The organism is Enterobacter sp. PP-008-ECC_S150 (assembly GCF_045257065.1).
GTDB lineage: Bacteria > Pseudomonadota > Gammaproteobacteria > Enterobacterales > Enterobacteriaceae > Enterobacter > Enterobacter chengduensis.
In genome coordinates, this window is the sequence record NZ_JBJHHG010000001.1 from 236,831 (window position 1) to 257,618 (window position 20,788).

The 20,788-nt window shown below is 57.1% G+C and carries 18 protein-coding genes; 12 read left to right on the forward strand and 6 right to left on the reverse strand.

Features of this window, described 5'->3' with window-relative positions; genetic code table 11:
* Positions 1-43 precede the first annotated feature (43 nt).
* Positions 44-901 (forward strand): deoxyribonuclease IV, encoded by an 858-nt coding sequence (gene nfo / locus ACJBF3_RS01055; protein WP_032641793.1) that lies wholly within the window; start codon positions 44-46, stop codon positions 899-901.
* 47 nt (positions 902-948) lie between these two features.
* Here nfo and fruA read toward each other — a convergent pair whose 3' ends face one another.
* From fruA to fruB, 3 genes are read right to left on the reverse strand one after another with little or no spacing between them, the layout of a single operon-like run.
* The gene (fruA, locus tag ACJBF3_RS01060; RefSeq protein ID WP_045328012.1) at positions 949-2,628 is read right to left on the reverse strand and encodes a PTS fructose transporter subunit IIBC; all 1,680 of its coding nucleotides are present in this window, start codon (positions 2,626-2,628) and stop codon (positions 949-951) included.
* Between the two features lie 16 nt (positions 2,629-2,644).
* Positions 2,645-3,583 (reverse strand): 1-phosphofructokinase, encoded by a 939-nt coding sequence (gene fruK / locus ACJBF3_RS01065; RefSeq protein ID WP_008500936.1) that lies wholly within the window; start codon positions 3,581-3,583, stop codon positions 2,645-2,647.
* The gene (fruB, locus tag ACJBF3_RS01070) at positions 3,583-4,713 is read right to left on the reverse strand and encodes a fused PTS fructose transporter subunit IIA/HPr protein (RefSeq protein ID WP_045328009.1); all 1,131 of its coding nucleotides are present in this window, start codon (positions 4,711-4,713) and stop codon (positions 3,583-3,585) included. The genes fruK and fruB overlap by 1 nt, the downstream gene beginning before the upstream one ends.
* Positions 4,714-5,074: 361 nt before the next feature.
* Here fruB and setB point away from each other — a divergent pair, with 361 nt between their 5' ends.
* The gene (gene setB / locus ACJBF3_RS01075) at positions 5,075-6,256 is read left to right on the forward strand and encodes a sugar efflux transporter SetB (RefSeq protein ID WP_045328008.1); all 1,182 of its coding nucleotides are present in this window, start codon (positions 5,075-5,077) and stop codon (positions 6,254-6,256) included.
* Here the strand turns inward: setB and ACJBF3_RS01080 are convergent.
* Positions 6,253-6,507: a zinc/iron-chelating domain-containing protein gene (locus ACJBF3_RS01080; RefSeq protein WP_045328007.1), complete on the reverse strand. Its 255-nt coding sequence runs from the start codon at positions 6,505-6,507 to the stop codon at positions 6,253-6,255. The two genes, setB and ACJBF3_RS01080, sit on opposite strands and share 4 nt — an antisense overlap.
* A gap of 164 nt (positions 6,508-6,671) precedes the next feature.
* On the opposite strand from ACJBF3_RS01080, the gene yeiP reads away from it, so the two are divergent.
* Positions 6,672-7,244, forward strand: coding sequence for an elongation factor P-like protein YeiP (yeiP, locus tag ACJBF3_RS01085; protein WP_008500940.1), 573 nt, complete (start codon positions 6,672-6,674; stop codon positions 7,242-7,244).
* Positions 7,245-7,361: 117 nt separating this feature from the next.
* Here yeiP and uxuA read toward each other — a convergent pair whose 3' ends face one another.
* A complete protein-coding gene (gene uxuA, locus ACJBF3_RS01090; RefSeq protein ID WP_045328005.1) occupies positions 7,362-8,552 on the reverse strand; it encodes a mannonate dehydratase in 1,191 nt (396 codons plus the stop codon).
* 205 nt (positions 8,553-8,757) lie between these two features.
* On the opposite strand from uxuA, the gene ACJBF3_RS01095 reads away from it, so the two are divergent.
* From ACJBF3_RS01095 to yejF, 9 genes are all read left to right on the forward strand, one after another.
* A complete protein-coding gene (locus ACJBF3_RS01095; RefSeq protein WP_045328003.1) occupies positions 8,758-10,224 on the forward strand; it encodes a mannitol dehydrogenase family protein in 1,467 nt (488 codons plus the stop codon).
* A gap of 122 nt (positions 10,225-10,346) precedes the next feature.
* Positions 10,347-11,333 carry a GTP-binding protein gene (locus ACJBF3_RS01100; RefSeq protein WP_045328002.1) on the forward strand — a complete coding sequence of 329 codons (987 nt, stop codon included), beginning with the start codon at positions 10,347-10,349 and terminating at the stop codon, positions 11,331-11,333.
* 33 nt (positions 11,334-11,366) lie between these two features.
* Positions 11,367-12,080 carry a phosphatase PAP2 family protein gene (locus tag ACJBF3_RS01105; RefSeq protein ID WP_162837908.1) on the forward strand — a complete coding sequence of 238 codons (714 nt, stop codon included), beginning with the start codon at positions 11,367-11,369 and terminating at the stop codon, positions 12,078-12,080.
* 415 nt (positions 12,081-12,495) lie between these two features.
* The gene (gene mepS / locus ACJBF3_RS01110) at positions 12,496-13,065 is read left to right on the forward strand and encodes a bifunctional murein DD-endopeptidase/murein LD-carboxypeptidase (RefSeq protein ID WP_008500946.1); all 570 of its coding nucleotides are present in this window, start codon (positions 12,496-12,498) and stop codon (positions 13,063-13,065) included.
* Positions 13,066-13,192: 127 nt separating this feature from the next.
* Positions 13,193-14,749 carry a cyclic di-GMP phosphodiesterase gene (locus ACJBF3_RS01115; RefSeq protein WP_045327999.1) on the forward strand — a complete coding sequence of 519 codons (1,557 nt, stop codon included), beginning with the start codon at positions 13,193-13,195 and terminating at the stop codon, positions 14,747-14,749.
* A gap of 74 nt (positions 14,750-14,823) precedes the next feature.
* A complete protein-coding gene (locus ACJBF3_RS01120; protein ID WP_045327998.1) occupies positions 14,824-16,629 on the forward strand; it encodes an extracellular solute-binding protein in 1,806 nt (601 codons plus the stop codon).
* Between the two features lie 9 nt (positions 16,630-16,638).
* Positions 16,639-17,733 carry a microcin C ABC transporter permease YejB gene (locus tag ACJBF3_RS01125; protein WP_045327997.1) on the forward strand — a complete coding sequence of 365 codons (1,095 nt, stop codon included), beginning with the start codon at positions 16,639-16,641 and terminating at the stop codon, positions 17,731-17,733.
* Positions 17,733-18,758: an ABC transporter permease gene (locus ACJBF3_RS01130; RefSeq protein WP_045327995.1), complete on the forward strand. Its 1,026-nt coding sequence runs from the start codon at positions 17,733-17,735 to the stop codon at positions 18,756-18,758. The genes ACJBF3_RS01125 and ACJBF3_RS01130 overlap by 1 nt, the downstream gene beginning before the upstream one ends.
* A gap of 1 nt (position 18,759) precedes the next feature.
* On the forward strand, positions 18,760-20,349 hold the full coding sequence (yejF, locus tag ACJBF3_RS01135) for a microcin C ABC transporter ATP-binding protein YejF (protein WP_045327994.1): 1,590 nt from the start codon (positions 18,760-18,762) through the stop codon (positions 20,347-20,349).
* Between the two features lie 3 nt (positions 20,350-20,352).
* On the opposite strand, the gene ACJBF3_RS01140 is transcribed toward yejF, so the two are convergent.
* Positions 20,353-20,697 (reverse strand): YejG family protein, encoded by a 345-nt coding sequence (locus ACJBF3_RS01140; protein ID WP_045327993.1) that lies wholly within the window; start codon positions 20,695-20,697, stop codon positions 20,353-20,355.
* Between the last annotated feature and the right edge of the window lie 91 nt (positions 20,698-20,788).

Genomic DNA, 20,788 nt, shown 5'->3' on the forward strand with positions numbered 1-20,788 from the left:
TAACCCGCTATCATAAGCGTTTCGGGTTAGCAGGAGTTTTTTTATGAAATATGTTGGAGCGCACGTCAGCGCTGCCGGTGGCCTTGCAAACGCCGCCATTCGTGCCGCCGAAATTGAGGCGACCGCTTTCGCCCTGTTCACCAAAAATCAGCGCCAGTGGCGCGCCGCACCGCTCACCGCTGAGGTGATTGATGATTTCAAAGCCGCCTGTGAGAAATACCGCTACGGGCCCGGCCAGATCCTTCCCCACGACAGCTACCTGATCAACCTCGGTCACCCGGTTGAAGAGGCGCTGGAAAAATCCCGCGAGGCGTTTCTTGATGAAGTCCAGCGCTGCGAACAGCTGGGGCTGACGCTGCTGAACTTCCATCCGGGTAGCCATCTGATGCAGATCGACGAAGACGCCTGTCTGGCGCGCATTGCCGAGTCCATCAACATCACCCTGGACAAAACCAAAGGCGTCACCGCGGTGATTGAGAATACCGCCGGTCAGGGCAGCAATCTGGGCTTTAAGTTCGAACATCTGGCGGCAATCATTGACGGCGTGGAGGACAAATCCCGCGTCGGCGTGTGCATTGATACCTGCCACGCGTTTGCGGCCGGCTATGACCTGCGCACAACCGAGGCGACGAAAAACACGTTTGATGAGTTCGAGCGCATTGTGGGCTTTCAGTACCTGCGCGGCATGCACCTGAACGATGCGAAAAGCGCCTTTGGCAGCCGCGTTGACCGCCACCACAGCCTGGGCGAAGGCAACATCGGCCACGATGCGTTTCGCTTCATCATGCAGGACGCCCGCTTCGACGGCATCCCGATGGTGCTGGAGACCATTAATCCGGACATCTGGGCAGAAGAGATTGCCTGGCTGAAGGCACAGCAAACCGCAGAACAGGCGGCATAAAAAAAGCCGGGTGCGCGATGCGACCCGGCTTTTTTGTTGTTTATCGCTTACGCGGCTTTTGCCACAACTTCCGCTTCAGGACGTTTCAGCACCGCGTAAGAGAGACCCGCCACCAGCGTACCGGCAACAATTGCCAGCAGGTAGCCCAGTACCGGGGTAATGGCGCCAGGGATCAGCAGCACGAACAGACCGCCGTGCGGTGCCATCAGCTTCGCGCCAATCGCCATGGAGATGGCTCCCGTTACCGCACCGCCGACGATACAGCACGGCAGCACGCGCATTGGGTCACGCGCCGCAAACGGAATCGCCCCTTCGGTGATGAAGCACAGACCCAGCACCAGCGCGGCTTTACCGCCTTCCTGCTGCGCTTTATCGAACTTACGACGGGCAATAATCGTCGCCAGGCCGAGCGCCAGAGGAGGCACCATACCTGCCGCCATGATCGCCGCCATCGGCGCGTAGGTCTGGGTACTCAGCAGGCCCACGCCAAAGGCGTACGCTGCCTTGTTCACCGGACCGCCCATGTCGGTACACATCATGCCGCCGAGGATTGCGCCCAGCAGAACCGCGTTCGCAGTACCCATGGTTTGCAGCCAGTGGGTCAGACCCGCCAGGATGCCCGCAACCGGCTTACCAATCAGGTAAATCATCGCCAGACCGACCACCAGGCTGGAAATCAGCGGGATGATCAGAATCGGCTTCAGCGCTTCCATACTCTGCGGCAGCTTCAGCTTCGAACTGATCAGCTTCGCGACGTAACCGGCCAGGAAACCGGCGATGATGCCGCCGATAAAGCCGGAACCGGTGCTCACGGCCAGCATACCGCCGATAAGACCCGGCGTCAGGCCTGGACGGTCAGCGATGGAGAAGGCAATAAAGCCTGCCAGAACCGGCACCATCAGCGCGAAGGCTGAACCCCCGCCGATCTGCATCAGCGCTGCGGCCAGCGTGCCTTGTTCTTTAAACGCGGTGATACCGAACGCAAAGGAGAGCGCGATACAGAGACCACCCGCCACCACCATTGGCAGCATGTACGACACGCCGGTCAGAAGGTGGCGATAGGCGCCTGCTGACTCTTTCTTACCTTCGGTGGCGGTTTTAGCCGCACCGGTAGCCTGATAAGGTTTGGCTTCCGCCAGCGCCTTATCAAACTCCTGCGCGGTCTTTTTCAGCGCCAGGCCAGTGGAGGTACGGTACATTGGCTTACCGGCGAATTTCGCCAGGTCCACTTCGATATCCGCCGCCACAATCACCAGATCGGCCTCAGCGACTTCTTCCGGGGTGATAGCATTACCCGCGCCAACGGAGCCGCGCGTCTCAACTTTTACCCACCAGCCGCGTTTTTTCGCTTCGGTTTCAATGGCTTCAGCCGCCATAAAGGTGTGCGCCACGCCCGTTGGGCAGGCCGTCACCGCAACAATGCGTTTCGGACCCGCCGCCGGAGCCGTCGCGACCGGCGCGCTATAGACAGACGCGTGACCTTTCGCTTCGCTCAGGAACAGTTCCGGATGGGCCACCGCGCGATTAATATCGCCGAGCCACACTTTTTTGCCGTTCAGCGCACTGTCAGCCGGGATTTTGTCGCCCAGGACAATGGCCAGTTCTGCATCACCTGGATTATCGATAATCTCCAGATGTGCTTTTTGTGCCGCCGCGCCCAGCAAGGTCTTCGCCATATAGGCGCGAGCCTGTCCGAGACCGGAGTCAATGATCAGCAGCGTTTTCATTATTCCTCTCCTGCTGTTAGTTAAAAGGTTTTAAGTCAACGCGCGCCATCATCGCGGCTAACTGGGTACGATCGGTAATACCGACATTGCTCTGGCTGACGGCCAGGGCAGCAACGGCGGTGGCAAGACGTAAGGTATGTTCACTGGATTCACGCATCAGCAGGCCGTAAATCAGGCCGCCAACCATGGAATCCCCCGCGCCAACGGTACTGACAACTTCCATTGACGGCGGTTTGGCGATCCATTCGCCGGACGCGTTAACCCACAGCGCGCCTTCTGCACCAAGCGAGATAACCACGTGAGCGATCCCCTGCTCGCGCAGCGCATGGGCAGCGTCAATCACATCTTTTAATTCTGGCAGCTTACGGCCCGCCCAGATCTCCAGCTCGCGGCGATTCGGCTTCACCAGCCACGGCGAGGCTTTCAGGCCCGCAACCAGCGCGTCGCGGCTGCTGTCAAAAATGATGCACGGGCACTGGCTGCGCAGGCGCGTCATCCAGTCGGTAAAGGCTTCCGGGCTCACGCCGGACGGCAGGCTGCCGCTGACGCAGACCATGTCAAACTGGCCCAGCCAGGTCAGAGAGTCGTTCACAAAACGCTCCCAGTCCGACGGCGTCACCTCGAAGCCAGAGAAGTTCAGGTCGGTCACTTCACCGTCTTTCTCCGTCAGCTTAACGTTGATACGGGTACGGCCCTGCACAACCTGAAAACGGTTAGCAATGCCCAGCTCGCTGAACAGCTGCTGAAAACCATCCTGGTTATCTTTACCGAGGAATCCCCCCACGGTGACGTCGATACCGAGATCCTTGAGCACTTTCGCGACGTTGATCCCTTTGCCCGCAGCATGCAGGCCAGTGGTACGCACGAGGTTGACTTCGCCGCGCTCAATTTCCGGGCAAAATCCTACCAGGTCATAAGCCGGGTTCAGCGTAATAGTCGCAACACGTCTGCTCATTATGCGCCCTCCCCCAGACCTGCCGCGATGGCGTCGCCAATCGCTTTCAGCGCCTGTTCAGCATCGGCACCCTGCGCGGTGAAGCGCAGACGGTGGCCTTTCTTCACGCCCAGCGCGACCACTTTCATCAGGCTGCGGCCGTTGGCCGGTTTGCCCGTACCGTCAAGATTCGCCACGGTGATCTCACTTTCAAATTGTTTAATGGTATTTACCAGCATGGTGCCCGGACGGGCATGCAGGCCGTGTTCGTTGCGGACCACGAACTCAGCGGTCTGCACGTCTTCCTTCAGCGCATCATCGCTGGTCAGCAGTGCCAGCACGGTGGAGGCATCGGCGTTCAGCAGTTTTTCAGCCTGGTTGTTCAGCAGCAGATCGCCCAGACGCTTCAGCACGGAAACTGGCTGTTCATCGTTCATCGCTACGGTCACCAGCATGGCCGCGCGCTCGCCTTCGACGTCAAACGCAGTGGCCGCACGGCTCACGGCGATAGCGCTGCGCAGGTTGCCTTCAGCACTGTCGTTCAGCCAGATACCCTGGCCGAGATTCAGCGGCTTATCGTTAATCACGCGCGTCACAAACGTGGCATCCGCCGCGCCGGCCTCTTTCAGACGACCCGCGTTCAGCGCCTGCAGCGTCACCAGATCGGAGGCAACCACATCCAGCGTCAGCGTTTCATTATCGAGCTTCAGCGCTTCGCTCTGTTTTTCGCCCATCAGCAAGGCGCGCAGCTCTTCGGCAGTCGTGGCGGACTTCAGCTGTTCCGCCACCGCGTCATCGCTCAGGACATGCGTCAGCTGACGCAGCAGGCCTAAGTGTTCGTCGCTGCTGGCCGCGATCCCGATAGCCACATACGCCACCTGACCGTCGCCCCAGAGCACGCCCTGCGGGAACTGATAAACCTTAACGCCGGTTTTGAGGACCTGATCGCGGGTGTCGGTTGTGCCGTGAGGAATGGCAATGCCGTTGCCGAGGAAGGTTGAGGTCTGCTGCTCGCGGGCCAGCATGCCGTTGACATAGCCGTCCGCGACGTTACCCGCCTGCACAAGCGCAGCGGCAACCTGGCGAATAGCCTCTTCTTTATCCCCGGCCTGAGCGCCCGGGTGGATATCCTGAACAGATAACTGGAACATGGTTCTCCACTCCTGCTGAACTTGAATCGTTTCAGCTTTAATGAGAAAAAATGCGCTAGCCTGCTCCGTTTGTTAAAACAAGATAGCGCTGAAACGTTTCAAAAAGTCTTGCGCTTTCTGCAATACCTTGCAAGTAAACTCGTATTTCTGATGTCAGAATTTAGAGATACAGCACATTTCTTCTTCGCTGAGCTGAATGTTGCTGAAGTTCAGCAAGTCAGTTTCAGCTAAGTTCAGCCGGGTCTGAAGGAAGTTGAAATGCCATTTTGATTTTTCGTGGCATCCTTGACGCCACCCACTGTTTATTTTTTAGCTAACGGCGTAAACTCCGCCCCTCTCTGCTACTCGCTAATTATAAAACATGCATAACACCCCTGCGGCCGTCTCGCCGAAGCCCTTTGATTTAACCTCAGCGGCGTTCCTGGTTGTTGCCTTCTTCACGGGCATTGCCGGTGCGTTACAGACGCCGACATTGAGCCTGTTTCTGACCAACGAGGTTCACGTCCGTCCGGCGATGGTCGGCTTCTTTTTTACCGGAAGCGCCATCATCGGTATCCTGGTCAGCCAGTTTCTGGCGGGGCGATCCGACAGAAAAGGCGATCGCAAAAGTCTGATCGTTTTCTGCTGTCTGCTGGGTGTCATGGCCTGCGTTCTGTTTGCCTGGAACCGCAACTACTTCATTCTGCTTTTCATCGGGGTATTCCTGAGCAGCTTTGGCTCAACGGCGAACCCCCAGCTTTTCGCGCTGGCCCGCGAGCACGCCGACCATACCGGACGGGAAGCGGTGATGTTCAGCTCTGTCCTGCGCGCTCAGGTATCGCTGGCATGGGTGATTGGCCCGCCGCTGGCCTACGCCCTGGCGATGGGTTTTGGCTTTACGGTGATGTACCTGAGTGCGGCCGTCGCGTTTGTGGCGTGCGGTGCGCTGGTGTGGTTCTTCCTGCCGTCGATGCGCAAAGAACCGAAAGTGGCAACGGGCGTGCTGGAAGCGCCGCGCCGCAACCGCCGAGACGCCCTGATCCTGTTTGTTATCTGCACGCTGATGTGGGGCACTAACAGCCTGTATATCATCAATATGCCGCTGTTTATTATTGACGAACTGCACCTGCCGGAGAAGCTGGCGGGCATCATGATGGGCACCGCGGCCGGGCTTGAGATCCCGACGATGCTGATAGCGGGCTATTACGCAAAGCGCTTCGGCAAGCGTTTTTTAATGCGCATCGCCGCTGCCGCCGGTCTGCTGTTCTATATCGGTATGCTGACGGTACATACGCCGGGGCTGTTGCTGGCTTTACAGCTGCTGAACGCCATCTATATTGGCATTCTCGCCGGGATAGGCATGCTCTATTTCCAGGATCTGATGCCGGGCCAGGCAGGCTCTGCCACCACCCTTTATACTAATACCACCCGCGTGGGCTGGATTATCGCTGGCTCCCTGGCCGGCGTGGTGGCTGAAATCTGGAACTATCACACGGTGTTCTGGATTGCGCTGGTGATGTGTACGCTGACGCTCGGCTGTCTGGCGAAGATTAAAGACGTTTAAGGCGCGGTGAGCGCTTCCAGCTCAAGAAGGTACGTCATCGCCTGCTCGCGCGTGCTGCCGCACATTTCGGCCGTGGGCTGAAGCCCGGAGCAGACTTTCGGGCGCAGCGGCGAACCAAAGATCATACACAGGTTGGCTTCAGAGAGCTGAACGCAGCGGGTGTTGGCAGGCTTGCCCTCGGGCATTCCTGGAATGGGGCTTGAAATGGACGGTGCAGTACAGCACGCGCCACAATCGGGACGGCAATCCATAAATGCTCTCTTTCGCGGACGAATGCCCGTGCAGTCGGGCATCGCGCGCACAGTAACACCTTTTGCGTATTGATAGCAAAAGCCGCGAATTCCGCTTGCCTGAAAGGCCGCGCGCGAGTAATTTGGCGCGATATTTTTTACCTCCCGTAAACAGGATTACTGCAATGCCAAGAGCGAACGAAATTAAGAAAGGTATGGTGCTGAATTACAACGGCAAACTGCTGATTGTGAAAGATATCGATATTCAGGCCCCGAGCGCCCGTGGTGCAGCAACGCTGTACAAAATGCGTTTCGCCGATGTGCGTACCGGCCTGAAGGTAGAAGAGCGCTTTAAGGGTGATGATATCGTCGATACCGTGACCCTGACCCGTCGCTATGTTGATTTCTCCTACATCGACGGCAACGAATACGTGTTCATGGACAAAGAAGATTACACGCCGTACATCTTCACCAAAGATCAGATTGAAGAAGAGCTGCTGTTCATCCCTGAAGGCGGCATGCCTGACATGCAGGTTCTGACCTGGGACGGCGTGCTGCTGGCGCTGGAACTGCCGCAGACCGTCGATCTGGAAATCGTTGAAACCGCGCCAGGCATCAAAGGCGCGTCCGCAAGTGCCCGCAACAAACCGGCGACCCTGACCACCGGCCTGGTTGTACAGGTGCCGGAATACCTCTCCGCAGGCGAGAAAATCCGCATCCATATCGAAGAAAAACGCTATATGGGTCGCGCTGACTGAGTACGGCATGTGTCGGGTGGCGCTACGCTTACCCGACCTGCGAAAAAACCGGCCCAGAAGCCGGTTTTTGTGTTTTTGTACGCTGGGTAAGGCGAAGCCGCCACCCGGCAATTCCGGTTACAGAAGCTCCGGATACTTCGTCATCTTCAGCGCCAGCTCAACGCCGCGCACTTCCGCCATCCCTTTAAGACGGCCTATCGCCGAATAACCCGGGTTGGTTTTCTTACGCAGATCGTCCAGCATCTGGTGGCCGTGATCCGGACGGAACGGAATAGGACGCATATCGCCCGCCTGCTTACGACGCGCCTCTTCCGCCAGAATGGCGTCTACTACCGCGACCATATTCACATCGCCGCCCAGATGCGCGGCCTCGTGGAAGGTCTTTGGATTCTCTTCACGGCAGGTCGCGCGCAGATGCGTAAAGTGGATACGATCCCCAAAGGCTTCAATCATCTGCACCAGGTCGTTATCCGCCCGCACGCCGTAGGAGCCCGTACACATGGTAAAACCGTTATAGATGCTGTTGACCGTCTCTTTCAGCCACTGCATATCTTCAATGGTGGACACGATGCGCGGCAGGCCGAGGATAGGACGCGGTGGATCGTCCGGATGCACCGCCAGGCGCACGCCGACCTCTTCCGCGACCGGCACGATAGCGCGCAGGAAATACGCCATGTTTTCCCGCAGCTGCTGCTTATCGATATCGCCATATTCCGCCAGGCGCGCGCGGAACTGATCCAGCGTATAGCCCTCTTCCGCGCCGGGCAGGCCAGCAATGATATTGCGGGTCAGCTTTTCAATGTCCGCGTCGCTGGCGGCGTTAAACCACGCGCGCGCCTGCTCCAGCTCTTCCGCGGTATAGTCCGCGTCGGCGCCCGGGCGTTTCAGAATGTGCAGCTCAAACGCCGCAAAGGCGATCTGGTCGAAACGCAGCGCTTTTGAACCGTCCGGCATCTGATATTCAAGGTCGGTTCGCGTCCAGTCGAGGATAGGCATGAAGTTGTAGCAGACCGTATCAATACCGCAGGCCGCCAGGTTACGAATGCTCTGCTGGTAGTTCGCAATCCAGGTCTGGTACTCACCGGAATGGGTTTTGATATCCTCATGAACCGGAATGCTTTCCACGACAGACCAAGTTAACCCCTTCTCCGCCAGCAGCGCCTGACGCTGTTGAATTTCCTCTACCGGCCAAACCTGACCGTTAGGAATATGATGCAGCGCCGTGACCACACCCGTTGCGCCAGCCTGACGCACATCATCAAGAGAAACCGGATCGTTCGGCCCGTACCAACGCCACGTTTGTTCCATTGCCTCACCCTCTTAAGTTGTTATACCAATATGTGCTACTGCAATGACGACTACCATACATGTTTACCGTGAAGGGTCAATACAGCGCCACACATTGATTGATCAAACTCACAGAACGGGGATATTTACGGCTCACCAATTTTATTTGCTGTCATATAACTTTACACTGGCATTGTTAATTAATGGTTAATCAGGTGTGTATCTCATGAAGACAATTGCCTCCGCCGTCCTTCCTGCCCAGGTTCAGCAACCGCGCTACGATCGTGCGCAATTACGCTCCCGCATCGTACATTTTGGCTTTGGCGCGTTTCACCGTGCGCACCAGGCATTGTTAACAAATCGGGTGCTGAATGAAAAAGGCGGCGACTGGGGCATTTGCGAGATTAGCCTCTTCAGCGGCGACGTGCTGATGAGCCAGCTGCGCGCGCAGGATCATCTGTTCACGGTGCTGGAGAAAGGTGCTGAAGGCAATGAGGCCATTATCGTCGGTGCCGTCCATGAATGCCTGAACGCAAAGCTGGACTCTCTGCCCGCCATCATTGAGAAATTTTGTGAGCCGCAGGTCGCGATTGTGTCGCTTACCATCACGGAGAAAGGCTACTGCATTGACCCCGCCACCGGAAAGCTCGATCTGCACAACGCGCGCATTATCCATGACCTTGAGAACCCGGCAGAGCCGCATTCCGCCCCCGGGATCCTGGTCGAGGCGCTTCACCGCCGCCGCGAGCGCGGCCTGCCTGCCTTTACCGTGCTCTCCTGCGACAACATCCCTGATAACGGGCACGTGGTGAAAAACGCGGTGCTGGGCATGGCGCAAAAGCGTTCCGCGGAGCTGTCTGAATGGATTGATCGCCACGTGAGCTTCCCCGGAACGATGGTCGACAGGATTGTGCCCGCCGCCACGGAAGCCTCGCTGGCGGAAATTACCGACGCGCTGGGCGTAGACGATCCGTGCGCCATCAGCTGCGAGCCGTTTATTCAGTGGGTAGTGGAAGATAACTTTGTCGCTGGCCGTCCGGCGTGGGAAGTCGCGGGCGTTCAGATGGTGCAGGATGTTCTTCCGTGGGAACAGATGAAATTGCGCATGCTCAACGGCAGCCACTCTTTCCTGGCCTATCTCGGGTATCTTGCGGGCTACGCCCATATTAATGAATGCATGGAGGACGCCGCGTTCCGTGACGCCGCCCGTCGCCTCATGCTGGACGAGCAGGCGCCCACCCTACGCATCAAAGATGTTGACCTCACCGCCTATGCCGACAGCCTGCTGGAGCGCTTTGCCAACCCGGCGCTCCAGCATCGAACCTGGCAAATCGCGATGGACGGTAGCCAGAAACTGCCCCAGAGAATGCTGGACGGGATCCGCGTCCACCTTGAGCGAAAAACGCCGTGGCCGCTGCTGGCTCTGGGCGTGGCCGGCTGGATGCGCTACGTAAGCGGTACCGACGAACGTGGCAATGCGATTGACGTTCGCGATCCCCTTAGCGATAAAATCCGCGCGCTTGTCAGCGCCAGCGGCGACAGCGACCGCGTCAACGCGCTGCTGGGGCTGAGTGAAGTCTTTGGTCACGATCTCCCGCAAAACAGCCTGTTTGTGGAGGCTGTAAGCCAGGCATACCAGCGCATTACCCGCCACGGCGCGCGTCAGGCTGTTATCGAAACGTTAAATATTTAACGATTATTGCGCTTAAGGTGAACGGATGTGGCCTCCGTTCGCCCTTCCCCTTCTCACCGGTCACGTTTTTCGCCAGGATAGAGAGAAGTGTTATAGCATCACAATTCTCACCTGGAGCGCACGTGACCAAAACCAACCTCATCACCGGTTTTCTCGGCAGCGGTAAAACCACCTCAATTCTCCACCTGCTGGCAAATAAAGATCCGGCCGAGAAGTGGGCCGTGCTGGTTAATGAATTTGGCGAGGTGGGCATCGACGGCGCGTTGCTGTCATCCAGCGGCGCGATGATTAAAGAGATCCCCGGCGGATGCATGTGCTGCGTCAATGGCCTGCCGATGCAGGTCGGGCTCAATACGCTGCTGCGTCAGGGTAAACCCGACCGCCTGCTGATAGAACCCACCGGGCTGGGTCACCCGAAGCAGATCCTCGATTTACTGACCGCCCCGGTTTACGAGCCGTGGATCGACCTGCGCGCCACCCTGTGCCTGCTCGATCCGCGTCAGCTTCTGGATGAGAAAGCGGTAGCTAATGATAACTTCCGCGACCAGCTCGCCTCGGCAGACGTTATCGTTGCTAATAAAGAAGATCGCGCCACGGCTGAAAGCCAGGCCGCGCTGGAGGCGTGGTGGCAACATTTCGGCGGCAATCGCACGCGGGTGCAGGCCACTCAGGGAAATATTGATATCGCTCTGCTTGACCTTCCACGTCTCAACCTGGCTGAACTTCCGGCCAGCGCGGAACATGCTCATCGCCATCCGGTGAAACAGGGGCTAGCCGCCCTCAGCCTGCCAGAACATCAGCGCTGGCGTCGTAACCTGAACAGCGGTCAGGGATACCAGGCCTGCGGGTGGATTTTTGATGCTGACACCGTTTTCGATACCATCGGGATCCTGGAGTGGGCCCGACATGCTCCCGTCGATCGCGTTAAGGGGATCATGCGCACGCCGGACGGCCTGGTGCGGATCAACCGTCAGGGCGACGATTTCTTTATTGAAACGCAAAATGTGGCGCCGCCCGATAGCCGAATAGAGTTAATTAGTGCGGTTAACGCCGACTGGAATGCCCTCCAGTCCAGCCTGTTGAGGATTCGTTTAAGTTCGGGCGGCTAACGTTGCCCCAGTTTTCACACTATGCAGAACGTTATGACAACTCGATTTCCCCTGATATTACTGCTTAATGTCGCCGGTCTGGCGCTTTTCTTCTCCTGGTATATCCCGGCAGATCATGGTTTCTGGTTCCCGCTGGACTCTGCCATTTTTCACTTCTTCAACCAGGAGCTGGTGAAGAGCAACGCATTCCTGTGGCTGGTGGCTATTACCAACAACCGCGCCTTCGACGGCTTCTCGCTGCTGGCGATGGGCTGCCTGATGCTCTCCTTCTGGCTGAAAGAAGATAAGGCGGGACGCAGACGTATTCTGATAATCGGCCTGGTGATGCTGCTGTTTGCCGTTGTCATCAACCAGCTGGCCACCGCGATTATTCCGGTTAAGCGTTCCAGCCCCACGCTCTTCTTCACCGATATTCATCGCGTCAGCGAACTGCTGCATATTCCAACGAAAGATGCGTCGAAGGACAGTTTCCCCGGCGATCACGGCATGATGCTGCTTATTTTTTCCGCTATCATGCTTCGCTATTTCGGCAGAAAAGCGTTTGCCATAGCCCTGATTATTTTTGTGGTTTTTGCCTTCCCGCGCGTCATGATTGGCGCTCACTGGTTCACCGATATTGTCGTCGGTTCGCTTTCCGTGGCGCTGATTGCGCTGCCGTGGTGCTTAATGACCCCGCTGAGCGACGGGATAATAGCGCTGTTCGATCGCTATCTTCCCGGCAAAACGCAACAACAATTAAACAAATAACCAACCTAAATTAACCTGCACTATCAGGGATCGACATGATCCCTGATAGCGTTCTCGCCACGCACTTTCCCCACTGTCATATTCTCGTCATCATATTCATGATAGAAATGAAGCAATTGCACGATAAAACATCGGATCTGACTGCATTTTGAGCAATTCCGGATTTTTACTTTCTGTATCACATTTTCTTATAAAAAAAAGGCTTTTTTTACTCGCAATACCCCAGGCAATCGGTTAATCTCGAACTCGTTTTGCCCCATAGAGATAATTATTTCGATGGCGAATATTTTTGTGCGCTATGCCACAAATGTGACCAGAAACAATTGTCTCAATGTGAACAGATAATTAGTCTCGTCACGTTTGGCATTTTTATAACGATATTTGTCGTTAAGGACTTCAAGGGAAAATAAACAACATGGTCAAATCTCAACCGTTTCTGAGATATATCTTACGGGGGATCCCGGCGATAGCAGTCGCGGTACTGTTATCTGCATGTAGTACATCGAACACCGCAAAGAATATGCATCCTGAGACGCGTGTTGTGGGAATGGAAGATTCCTCTTCACTGCAAGCCTCTCAGGATGAATTTGAAAATATGGTACGTAATCTGGACGTGAAGTCCCGCATTATGGACCAGTATGCTGACTGGAAAGGCGTGCGCTATCGTCTTGGCGGCAGCACGAAAACGGGTATTGATTGTTCCGGTTTTGTACAGCGTACGTTCCGCGAGCAATTTGGGTTAGATCTTCCGCGTTCAACTTATGAACAGCAGGAGATGGGCAAGTCGATTTCACGTACCAAACTGCGCACCGGTGATTTAGTCCTGTTCCGTGCCGGTTCTACAGGTCGACATGTTGGCATCTACATTGGTAACGATCAGTTCGTCCATGCCTCCACCAGCAGCGGTGTGACCATTTCCAGCATGAACGAACCATACTGGAAGAAGCGCTACAACGAAGCGCGTCGCGTACTGACCCGCAGTTAATATGATAATTGTATCGTTGGTTATCCCTTGGCTGACGATATGATGAAAAAAAGCACTGCTTAGGCAGTGTTTTTTTTTGCCCATTACACTGAATACATCCAGCGGCATTTCAGGAATCACGACGTCTATGTTTACCCGCTACTTCTCCAGCAATCGCAAGATACTGATCCTCAGCATTATCACAGGCCTGATCGCCGCCCTGCTCCTGGGTTCGTTGCAATTTTTCTGGAGCTACCACAAGCGGGAAGTCAAATTCGACGCCCTGATCCACGACATCAGCATCTACATGGAGAGCTATTTCGACGAGCTAAAGAACGCTATCGATGTTCTCCAGCCGCTCACGCTAAATAGCTGTCACGACGTCAACCAGGAGCTCACCTCGCGCGCCGCCTTTAGCATTAACGTTCGCGCGTTCCTGCTGGTCAGAGACAAAATGGCCTTCTGCTCTTCTGCCACCGGTCCGATGAATGCCCCGATGCAGGAGCTGATACCCGAGCTGCACATCGACAAGCAGATCGATATGGCGTTGCTTCCGGGCACCCCCATGTTGCCCAATAAGCCCGCCATTGCCATCTGGTATCGTAACCCGCTGGTGAAGGACGGCGGCGTGTTCACCTCGGTGAATATCAATCTCACGCCTTACCTGCTCTACACCGCGCGTCAGGACGAGTTCGCCGGCATCGCCCTCATCATTGGCGATAAGGCGCTGTCAACGCGATCCAGTACGCTGGTCAGGGCGAGCGACCTGCATGAAATCCCGGCCCGCATCGCGACGCTAAAAGACGTCCCTCTGACGATCGAACTGTATGCGGATGCCTGGACAAGCGATGAAATTCTCTACGCCCTCTTCTTTGGGCTGGTATGCGGTATTTGTGCCGGATCGCTCAACTACTACATCCTGAGTATTCGGCTCAACCCGGGTAAAGAGATTTTAAGCGCCATCAAGCGCGGCCAGTTTTACGTAGTTTATCAGCCCGTCGTCGATGCCAAATCGCTCCGGATGACCGGGCTTGAAGTCCTGATGCGCTGGAAGCACCCGACAATGGGGGAAATTCCGCCGGACGCGTTTATCAACTTTGCTGAAGCGCAGAAGCTCATTGTCCCGCTGACGCTGCATCTCTTTGACCTCATCATTCACGATGCTCCCGTGTTGCAAACGCTGCTACCGCCGGGCGCGAAGGTGGGCATCAACATTGCGCCGGGGCACCTGCATTCTGAAAGCTTCAAAGACGATATGCGCACCTTCAAAGCGTTGCTGCCGCCGGATTATTTCCAGATCGTGCTGGAAATTACCGAGCGCGACATGCTTAACCATCGGGAGGCCAATAGCCTCTTCGAATGGCTGCATAACGAAGGGTTTGAGATAGCCATCGATGATTTTGGCACCGGCCACAGCGCGCTGATTTATCTTGAGCATTTCACCATGGACTATCTCAAGATCGACCGTGGTTTTGTTAATGCGATAGGTACGGAGACCGTGACCTCGCCGGTGCTGGATGCCGTCCTGACGCTGGCAAGACGCATGAATATGTTGACCGTCGCCGAAGGGGTGGAAACGCCGGAACAGGCTGCATGGCTGCGCGAGCACGGCGTTAACTACCTGCAAGGCTACTGGATTAGCCGCCCGATGCCGCTGGCGCAGTTCCGCGAATGGCGGCCTGATATTTCGCCCGAGGACGATTAATTTCACATTGCCCGTGACGTCACTTATTATTCAGCTTAACCGAGCCGGTCTGTCATAGAGGGAGCCGCCGCCAGATGCTTATGCGCTTCATGTTGCTGATGTTGGCATTAACGAGCCTGTCCAGCCGGGCGCAGGCCATCAAAGAAAATATCGCCTTCGCGGTGATTGGCGAGCCGAAATACGCGGTCAATTTTACGCACTTTGATTACGTCAACCCTGCCGCGCCGAAGGGCGGTAAGGTCACGCTTTCCGCCACGGGAACGTTCGATAACTTCAACCGCTTCGCCCTGCGCGGCGTGGCGGCCGCGCGAACGGAATCGCTTTACGATACGCTCTTCGTTACGTCTGATGATGAACCCGGCAGCTACTATCCGCTGATTGCCGATAACGTGCGTTACGCCGATAACTTTTCCTGGGCGGAGATCTCGCTGAACCCGCGGGCGCGTTTTCACGACGGTACGCCGGTTAAGGCCAGCGACGTTGCGTTCACCTTCCATAAATTTATGACCGAAGGCGTACCTCAGTTTCGCATCGTGTACAAAGGCGCATCCGTCAGCGCCATTGCGCCGCTTACAGTTCGCATCGCGCTGAGCGAACCCAACAAAGAGAATATGCTCAGTCTGTTCTCGCTGCCGGTGATGCCGGAATCGTTCTGGAAAAATCATAAGCTAAGCGACCCGCTCTCCACGCCGCCCCTGGCAGGCGGCCCCTACCGCATCACCGACTGGCGCATGGGGCAATATGTCGTTTACTCTCGCGTTAAAGACTACTGGGCGGCCAGTCTGCCGGTAAACCGCGGGCGCTGGAACTTCGACACCCTTCGCTATGATTACTACCTCGACGATAACGTGGCGTTTGAAGCCTTCAAGGCCGGAGCCTTCGATTTGCGCGTCGAGAGCAGCGCCAAAAACTGGGCGACCCGCTATATCGGTAAAAATTTTGCCAAAGGCTATATCGTCAAAGACGAGCACAAAAATGAGTCTGCTCAGGACACCCGCTGGCTGGCGTTTAATATTCAGCGCCCGGTATTTACTGACCGTCGGGTGCGGGAAGCGATATCTTTGGCCTTTGATTTTGAATGGATGAACAAAGCGCTGTTTTACGGGGCCTACAGCCGTGCCAACAGCTATTTCCAGAACACAGAGTACGCCGCGCGGGATTATCCGAAAGCCGACGAACTGGTCCTGCTGGCGCCGCTGAAATCAGAGGTACCGCCGCAGGTGTTCACCACCGTGTTTCAGCCGCCCGCGTCGAAGGGAGACGGTTACGATCGCGACAACCTCCTGAAAGCCAGCAGGCTGCTGGATGACGCAGGCTGGCACCTGAAAAATCAAAAGCGCGTGGACGACAAAACGGGTAAGCCTCTCAGCTTTGAGCTGCTGCTCTCGTCCGGGGGCAACGATCAGTGGGTACTGCCGTTTAAGCATAACCTTGAGCGGCTGGGCGTGACCATGAACATTCGTCAGGTCGATAACGCCCAGATCACCAGCCGCATGCGCAGCCGTGATTACGACATGATGCAGCGCCTGTGGCCCGCGCAGCCCTGGCCCAGCTCGGACCTGCAAATCTCCTGGGCCTCCAGCTACATCGACTCCTCGTACAATGCGCCGGGGGTAAAAAGCCCGGCGGTTGACGCGCTGATTGCGAAAATCGTGGCGGCGCAGGGGGATAAAGAAAAGCTCCTGCCGCTCGGGCGCGCGCTCGACAGGGTCTTAACCTGGAACTACTACATGCTGCCGATGTGGTACATGGGCGAAGACCGCCTTGCGCGCTGGGATAAGTTCTCCGTGCCTGCCGTGCGCCCCGTCTATTCCCTGGGCTTTGATACCTGGTGGTATGACGTTAACAAAGCCGCCAGACTTCCCGCTGAGCGGCGATAGGGAATCATTATGGGCGCCTATCTTATCCGTCGTCTCCTGCTTGTCATCCCCACCCTGTGGGCCATCATCACGATTAACTTTTTTATCGTGCAAATCGCCCCTGGCGGCCCGGTCGATCAGGCCATTGCCGCCATTGAATTTGGCAACAGCGGCGGCATGCCGGGCGGCGGCGGTGAAGGCATGGGCGCGAGCCATGCGCGCACCGGCGTTGGCAACATCAGCGAAAGTCATTATCGCGGCGGACGCGGTTTGGATCCGGAAGTGATCGCCGAGATCACCCACCGCTACGGCTTTGACAAACCGATTCACGAACGCTATTTCAAAATGCTCTGGGATTACATTCGCTTTGATTTTGGCGACAGCCTGTTTCGCAGCGCGTCAGTGTTAACGTTGATTAAGCAAAGCCTGCCGGTTTCGATCACGCTGGGGCTGTGGGGAACGCTGATTATCTATCTGGTCTCTATCCCACTTGGGATCCGCAAAGCGGTACATAACGGCAGCCGCTTCGATATCTGGAGCAGCACGTTCATCATCATCGGCTATGCCATCCCGGCGTTCCTGTTTGCCGTCCTGCTGATCGTCTTTTTTGCCGGGGGCAGCTATTTCGACCTCTTCCCGCTGCGGGGGCTGGTCTCCGCCGATTTCAGTTCCCTGCCGTGGTATCAGAAAATCACCGACTACCTCTGGCATATCACGCTGCCGGTGCTGGCCACGGTCATTGGCGGGTTTGCCGCCCTGACCATGTTGACCAAAAATTCCTTTCTCGATGAAATTCGCAAGCAGTACGTCGTGACGGCCCGCGCCAAGGGCGTGAGCGAGAAGCAGATCATGTGGAAACACGTGTTCCGCAACGCCATGCTGCTGGTGATCGCCGGATTCCCGGCCACGTTTATCGGCATGTTTTTTACCGGCTCGCTGCTGATCGAGGTGATGTTCTCGCTCAACGGTCTGGGGCTGCTGGGCTATGAGGCTACCGTATCGCGTGACTATCCGGTCATGTTCGGCACGCTCTATATTTTTACCCTGATTGGCCTGCTGCTGAATATCATCAGCGATATCAGCTATACGCTGGTCGATCCCCGAATTGATTTTGAGGGCCGCTGATGCCGCGTTTAAGCCCCGTCAACCAGGCCCGCTGGGCCCGCTTTCGCCACAACCGCCGCGGCTACTGGTCGCTGTGGATTTTTGCCGTCCTGTTTGCCTTGAGCATGTGTTCGGAGCTGATCGCCAACGACAGGCCGCTGCTGGTGCATTTTAACGACCGCTGGTACGTGCCGGCGATCGCCAACTACAGCGAAAGCGACTTTGGCGGCCCGTTTGCAACGCCGGCGGAGTATCAGGATCCGTGGCTGCGCCAGCAGATTGAGCAGCACGGCTGGGCGCTCTGGGCGCCGATACGCTTTGGCGCAAACAGCATTAACTTTGCTACCACAACCCCATTCCCTTCTCCGCCCTCCGCGCAAAACTGGCTGGGGACGGATGCCAACGGCGGCGACGTGCTGGCGCGCATCCTGTACGGCACGCGCATTTCGCTGCTCTTTGGGCTGATGCTGACGCTCTTCTCAAGCGTAATGGGCGTGGTAGCGGGCGCCGTTCAGGGCTACTACGGCGGGAAAATTGACCTGTGGGGCCAGCGGGTGATTGAAGTCTGGTCAGGCATGCCGACGCTGTTTTTGATCATCCTGCTTTCCAGCGTGGTGCAGCCCAACTTCTGGTGGCTGTTAGGCATCACCGTCCTGTTCGGCTGGATGGCGCTGGTGGGCGTGGTGCGGGCCGAGTTTCTGCGCACCCGCAATTTCGACTATATTCGCGCCGCGCAGGCGCTTGGCGTGAGCGACCGGGGGATCATATTCCGCCATATGCTGCCCAACGCCGTGGTGGCCACGCTCACCTTCCTGCCGTTTATTCTCTGCAGCTCCATCACCACCCTCACCTCGCTGGATTTTCTGGGCTTCGGCCTGCCGCTGGGCTCTCCGTCGCTCGGTGAACTGCTGCTGCAGGGCAAGAACAACCTGCAGGCGCCGTGGTTAGGCATCGCCGCCTTTCTTTCAGTCGCCGTGCTGCTGTCGCTGCTGATTTTTATCGGCGAAGCCGTGCGCGATGCCTTCGATCCGAACAAGGCGGTATAAGATGACCCAGCCCCTTCTCAATATTGATAACCTGTCGATTGCTTTTTCCACGCAGGGCGAGACGCGCAGCGTGGTCACCGACCTGTCGCTGCAGATCCAGCCCGGTGAAACGCTGGCCCTGGTGGGTGAGTCAGGTTCAGGCAAGAGCGTCTCGGCGCTCTCCATCCTGCGGCTGCTGCCTTCTCCGCCGGTCAGCTACCCGCAGGGGGATATTCTGTTCCACGGCCGTTCGCTGCTGCACGCCGACGAACCTACCCTGCGCGGCATTCGCGGCAATAAAATCGCGATGATCTTCCAGGAGCCGATGGTTTCGCTTAACCCCCTGCACAGCCTGGAAAAACAGCTCTATGAAGTGCTCTCCCTGCACAGGGGGATGCGCAAAGAGGCCGCGCGGGGCGAAATTCTGGACTGTCTGGAACGCACCGGCATCCGCAACGCGGCCAAACGGCTGAATGATTTCCCGCATCAGCTCTCCGGCGGCGAGCGCCAGCGGGTGATGATCGCCATGGCCCTGCTTACGCGCCCCGAGCTGTTGATTGCCGACGAGCCCACAACGGCGCTGGACGTGACGGTACAGGCGCAAATACTGACGCTGCTGCGGGAGCTGCGCGACGAGCTGAACATGAGCCTGCTGTTTATCACGCACAACCTGAGCATTGTGAGAAAGCTGGCCGACAGCATCGCGGTGATGCAAAACGGACGCTGTGTGGAACAGAACAGCGCCTCCACGCTGCTGAGCGCGCCACAGCACCCCTATACGCAGCGGCTGCTCGACAGCGAACCCTCAGGCGACCCGGTTCCCCTCACGGCCGACAGGACGCCATTGCTGCGCGTTGAGGATCTCTCCGTTTCGTTCCCGATCCGCAAAGGTATTCTGCGGCGCGTTGTCGATCGCAACTTGGTGCTGAAAAACATCCGCTTCTCGCTGCGCCCGGGGGAATCCCTGGGGCTGGTGGGCGAATCCGGGTCGGGTAAAAGCACCACCGGTCTGGCGCTGCTGCGCCTGATTGCCTCCGAGGGCGAGATCCTCTTTGACGACATGCCGCTGCACCGCTGGAGCCGCCGCCAGATGCTGCCCGTGCGGCCCCGCATGCAGGTGGTGTTTCAGGATCCCAACTCCTCGCTTAACCCGCGGCTCAGCGTGTTACAGATTATCGAAGAGGGCCTGCGCGTGCACCGGCCTGGCCTGAGCGCGCAGCAGCGCGAGCAGGAGGTCATGCGGGTCATGACCGAAGTGGGTTTAGATGCCGAGACGCGCCACCGCTATCCGGCTGAATTCTCCGGCGGGCAGCGCCAGCGTATCGCCATCGCCCGCGCGCTGATCCTCAAACCGGAGCTGATTATTCTGGATGAACCGACGTCGTCGCTGGACAGAACCGTTCAGGCGCAGATCCTGGCGCTGCTGAAAGGGCTTCAGGAAAAGCACCGGCTGGCCTATATCTTTATCAGCCATGATCTACAGGTGGTGCGGGCGCTATGCCATCAGGTGATTGTGTTGCGTCAGGGAGAGGTGGTCGAGCAGGGCGAGTGCCAGCGCGTGTTCAGCGCGCCAACGCAGCGCTACACGCGCCAGCTGTTGTCGGCGGACTAGCGGTCAGAACGGGTACTGGCCGGAAAAAGGCTCGGCAATCGCAACGCCAAAATTCTTCAGGCGGCAGGTGGCGGCAAACTCGTCCTGGCTTTTCACAAACAGGCACGGCTCACCTTCGCACTCCAGCACGGAGCTGTCCACTTCGATATCCGTCAGGGCCTGGCTGAGACGCTCCATCACCCGCCATGCATTTTCGTCGCTCGGGCTCAGCAGCTTGAGCGCCACCAGGCAGTTGTCACAGCCCGCGACGTTTTGCGGAATCGGTTCAACTTTCGAACCAGCAAAACCCGCCGACCAGCGATAGCTCTGGGGCAAGCGATGGATAATAGAAAGTTGTAATGTATTCACGTTCGTTCCCCGGAAGCAAAATTTACTTCACAATTTATTTACATTTATAGTAACACATCATCGCCAGCCTGCACTATTCAGCGCTTTTTTA

What these genes read in the sequence shown, in the direction of transcription:
- nfo (WP_032641793.1), top strand. Translation starts at nt 44, where the DNA reads ATGAAATATGTTGGAGCGCACGTCAGCGCTGCCGGTGGCCTTGCAAAC.
- fruA (WP_045328012.1), bottom strand. Translation starts at nt 2,628, where the DNA reads ATGAAAACGCTGCTGATCATTGACTCCGGTCTCGGACAGGCTCGCGCC.
- fruK (WP_008500936.1), bottom strand. Translation starts at nt 3,583, where the DNA reads ATGAGCAGACGTGTTGCGACTATTACGCTGAACCCGGCTTATGACCTG.
- fruB (WP_045328009.1), bottom strand. Translation starts at nt 4,713, where the DNA reads ATGTTCCAGTTATCTGTTCAGGATATCCACCCGGGCGCTCAGGCCGGG.
- setB (WP_045328008.1), top strand. Translation starts at nt 5,075, where the DNA reads ATGCATAACACCCCTGCGGCCGTCTCGCCGAAGCCCTTTGATTTAACC.
- ACJBF3_RS01080 (WP_045328007.1), bottom strand. Translation starts at nt 6,507, where the DNA reads ATGGATTGCCGTCCCGATTGTGGCGCGTGCTGTACTGCACCGTCCATT.
- yeiP (WP_008500940.1), top strand. Translation starts at nt 6,672, where the DNA reads ATGCCAAGAGCGAACGAAATTAAGAAAGGTATGGTGCTGAATTACAAC.
- uxuA (WP_045328005.1), bottom strand. Translation starts at nt 8,552, where the DNA reads ATGGAACAAACGTGGCGTTGGTACGGGCCGAACGATCCGGTTTCTCTT.
- ACJBF3_RS01095 (WP_045328003.1), top strand. Translation starts at nt 8,758, where the DNA reads ATGAAGACAATTGCCTCCGCCGTCCTTCCTGCCCAGGTTCAGCAACCG.
- ACJBF3_RS01105 (WP_162837908.1), top strand. Translation starts at nt 11,367, where the DNA reads ATGACAACTCGATTTCCCCTGATATTACTGCTTAATGTCGCCGGTCTG.
- mepS (WP_008500946.1), top strand. Translation starts at nt 12,496, where the DNA reads ATGGTCAAATCTCAACCGTTTCTGAGATATATCTTACGGGGGATCCCG.
- ACJBF3_RS01115 (WP_045327999.1), top strand. Translation starts at nt 13,193, where the DNA reads ATGTTTACCCGCTACTTCTCCAGCAATCGCAAGATACTGATCCTCAGC.
- ACJBF3_RS01120 (WP_045327998.1), top strand. Translation starts at nt 14,824, where the DNA reads ATGCTTATGCGCTTCATGTTGCTGATGTTGGCATTAACGAGCCTGTCC.
- ACJBF3_RS01125 (WP_045327997.1), top strand. Translation starts at nt 16,639, where the DNA reads ATGGGCGCCTATCTTATCCGTCGTCTCCTGCTTGTCATCCCCACCCTG.
- ACJBF3_RS01130 (WP_045327995.1), top strand. Translation starts at nt 17,733, where the DNA reads ATGCCGCGTTTAAGCCCCGTCAACCAGGCCCGCTGGGCCCGCTTTCGC.
- yejF (WP_045327994.1), top strand. Translation starts at nt 18,760, where the DNA reads ATGACCCAGCCCCTTCTCAATATTGATAACCTGTCGATTGCTTTTTCC.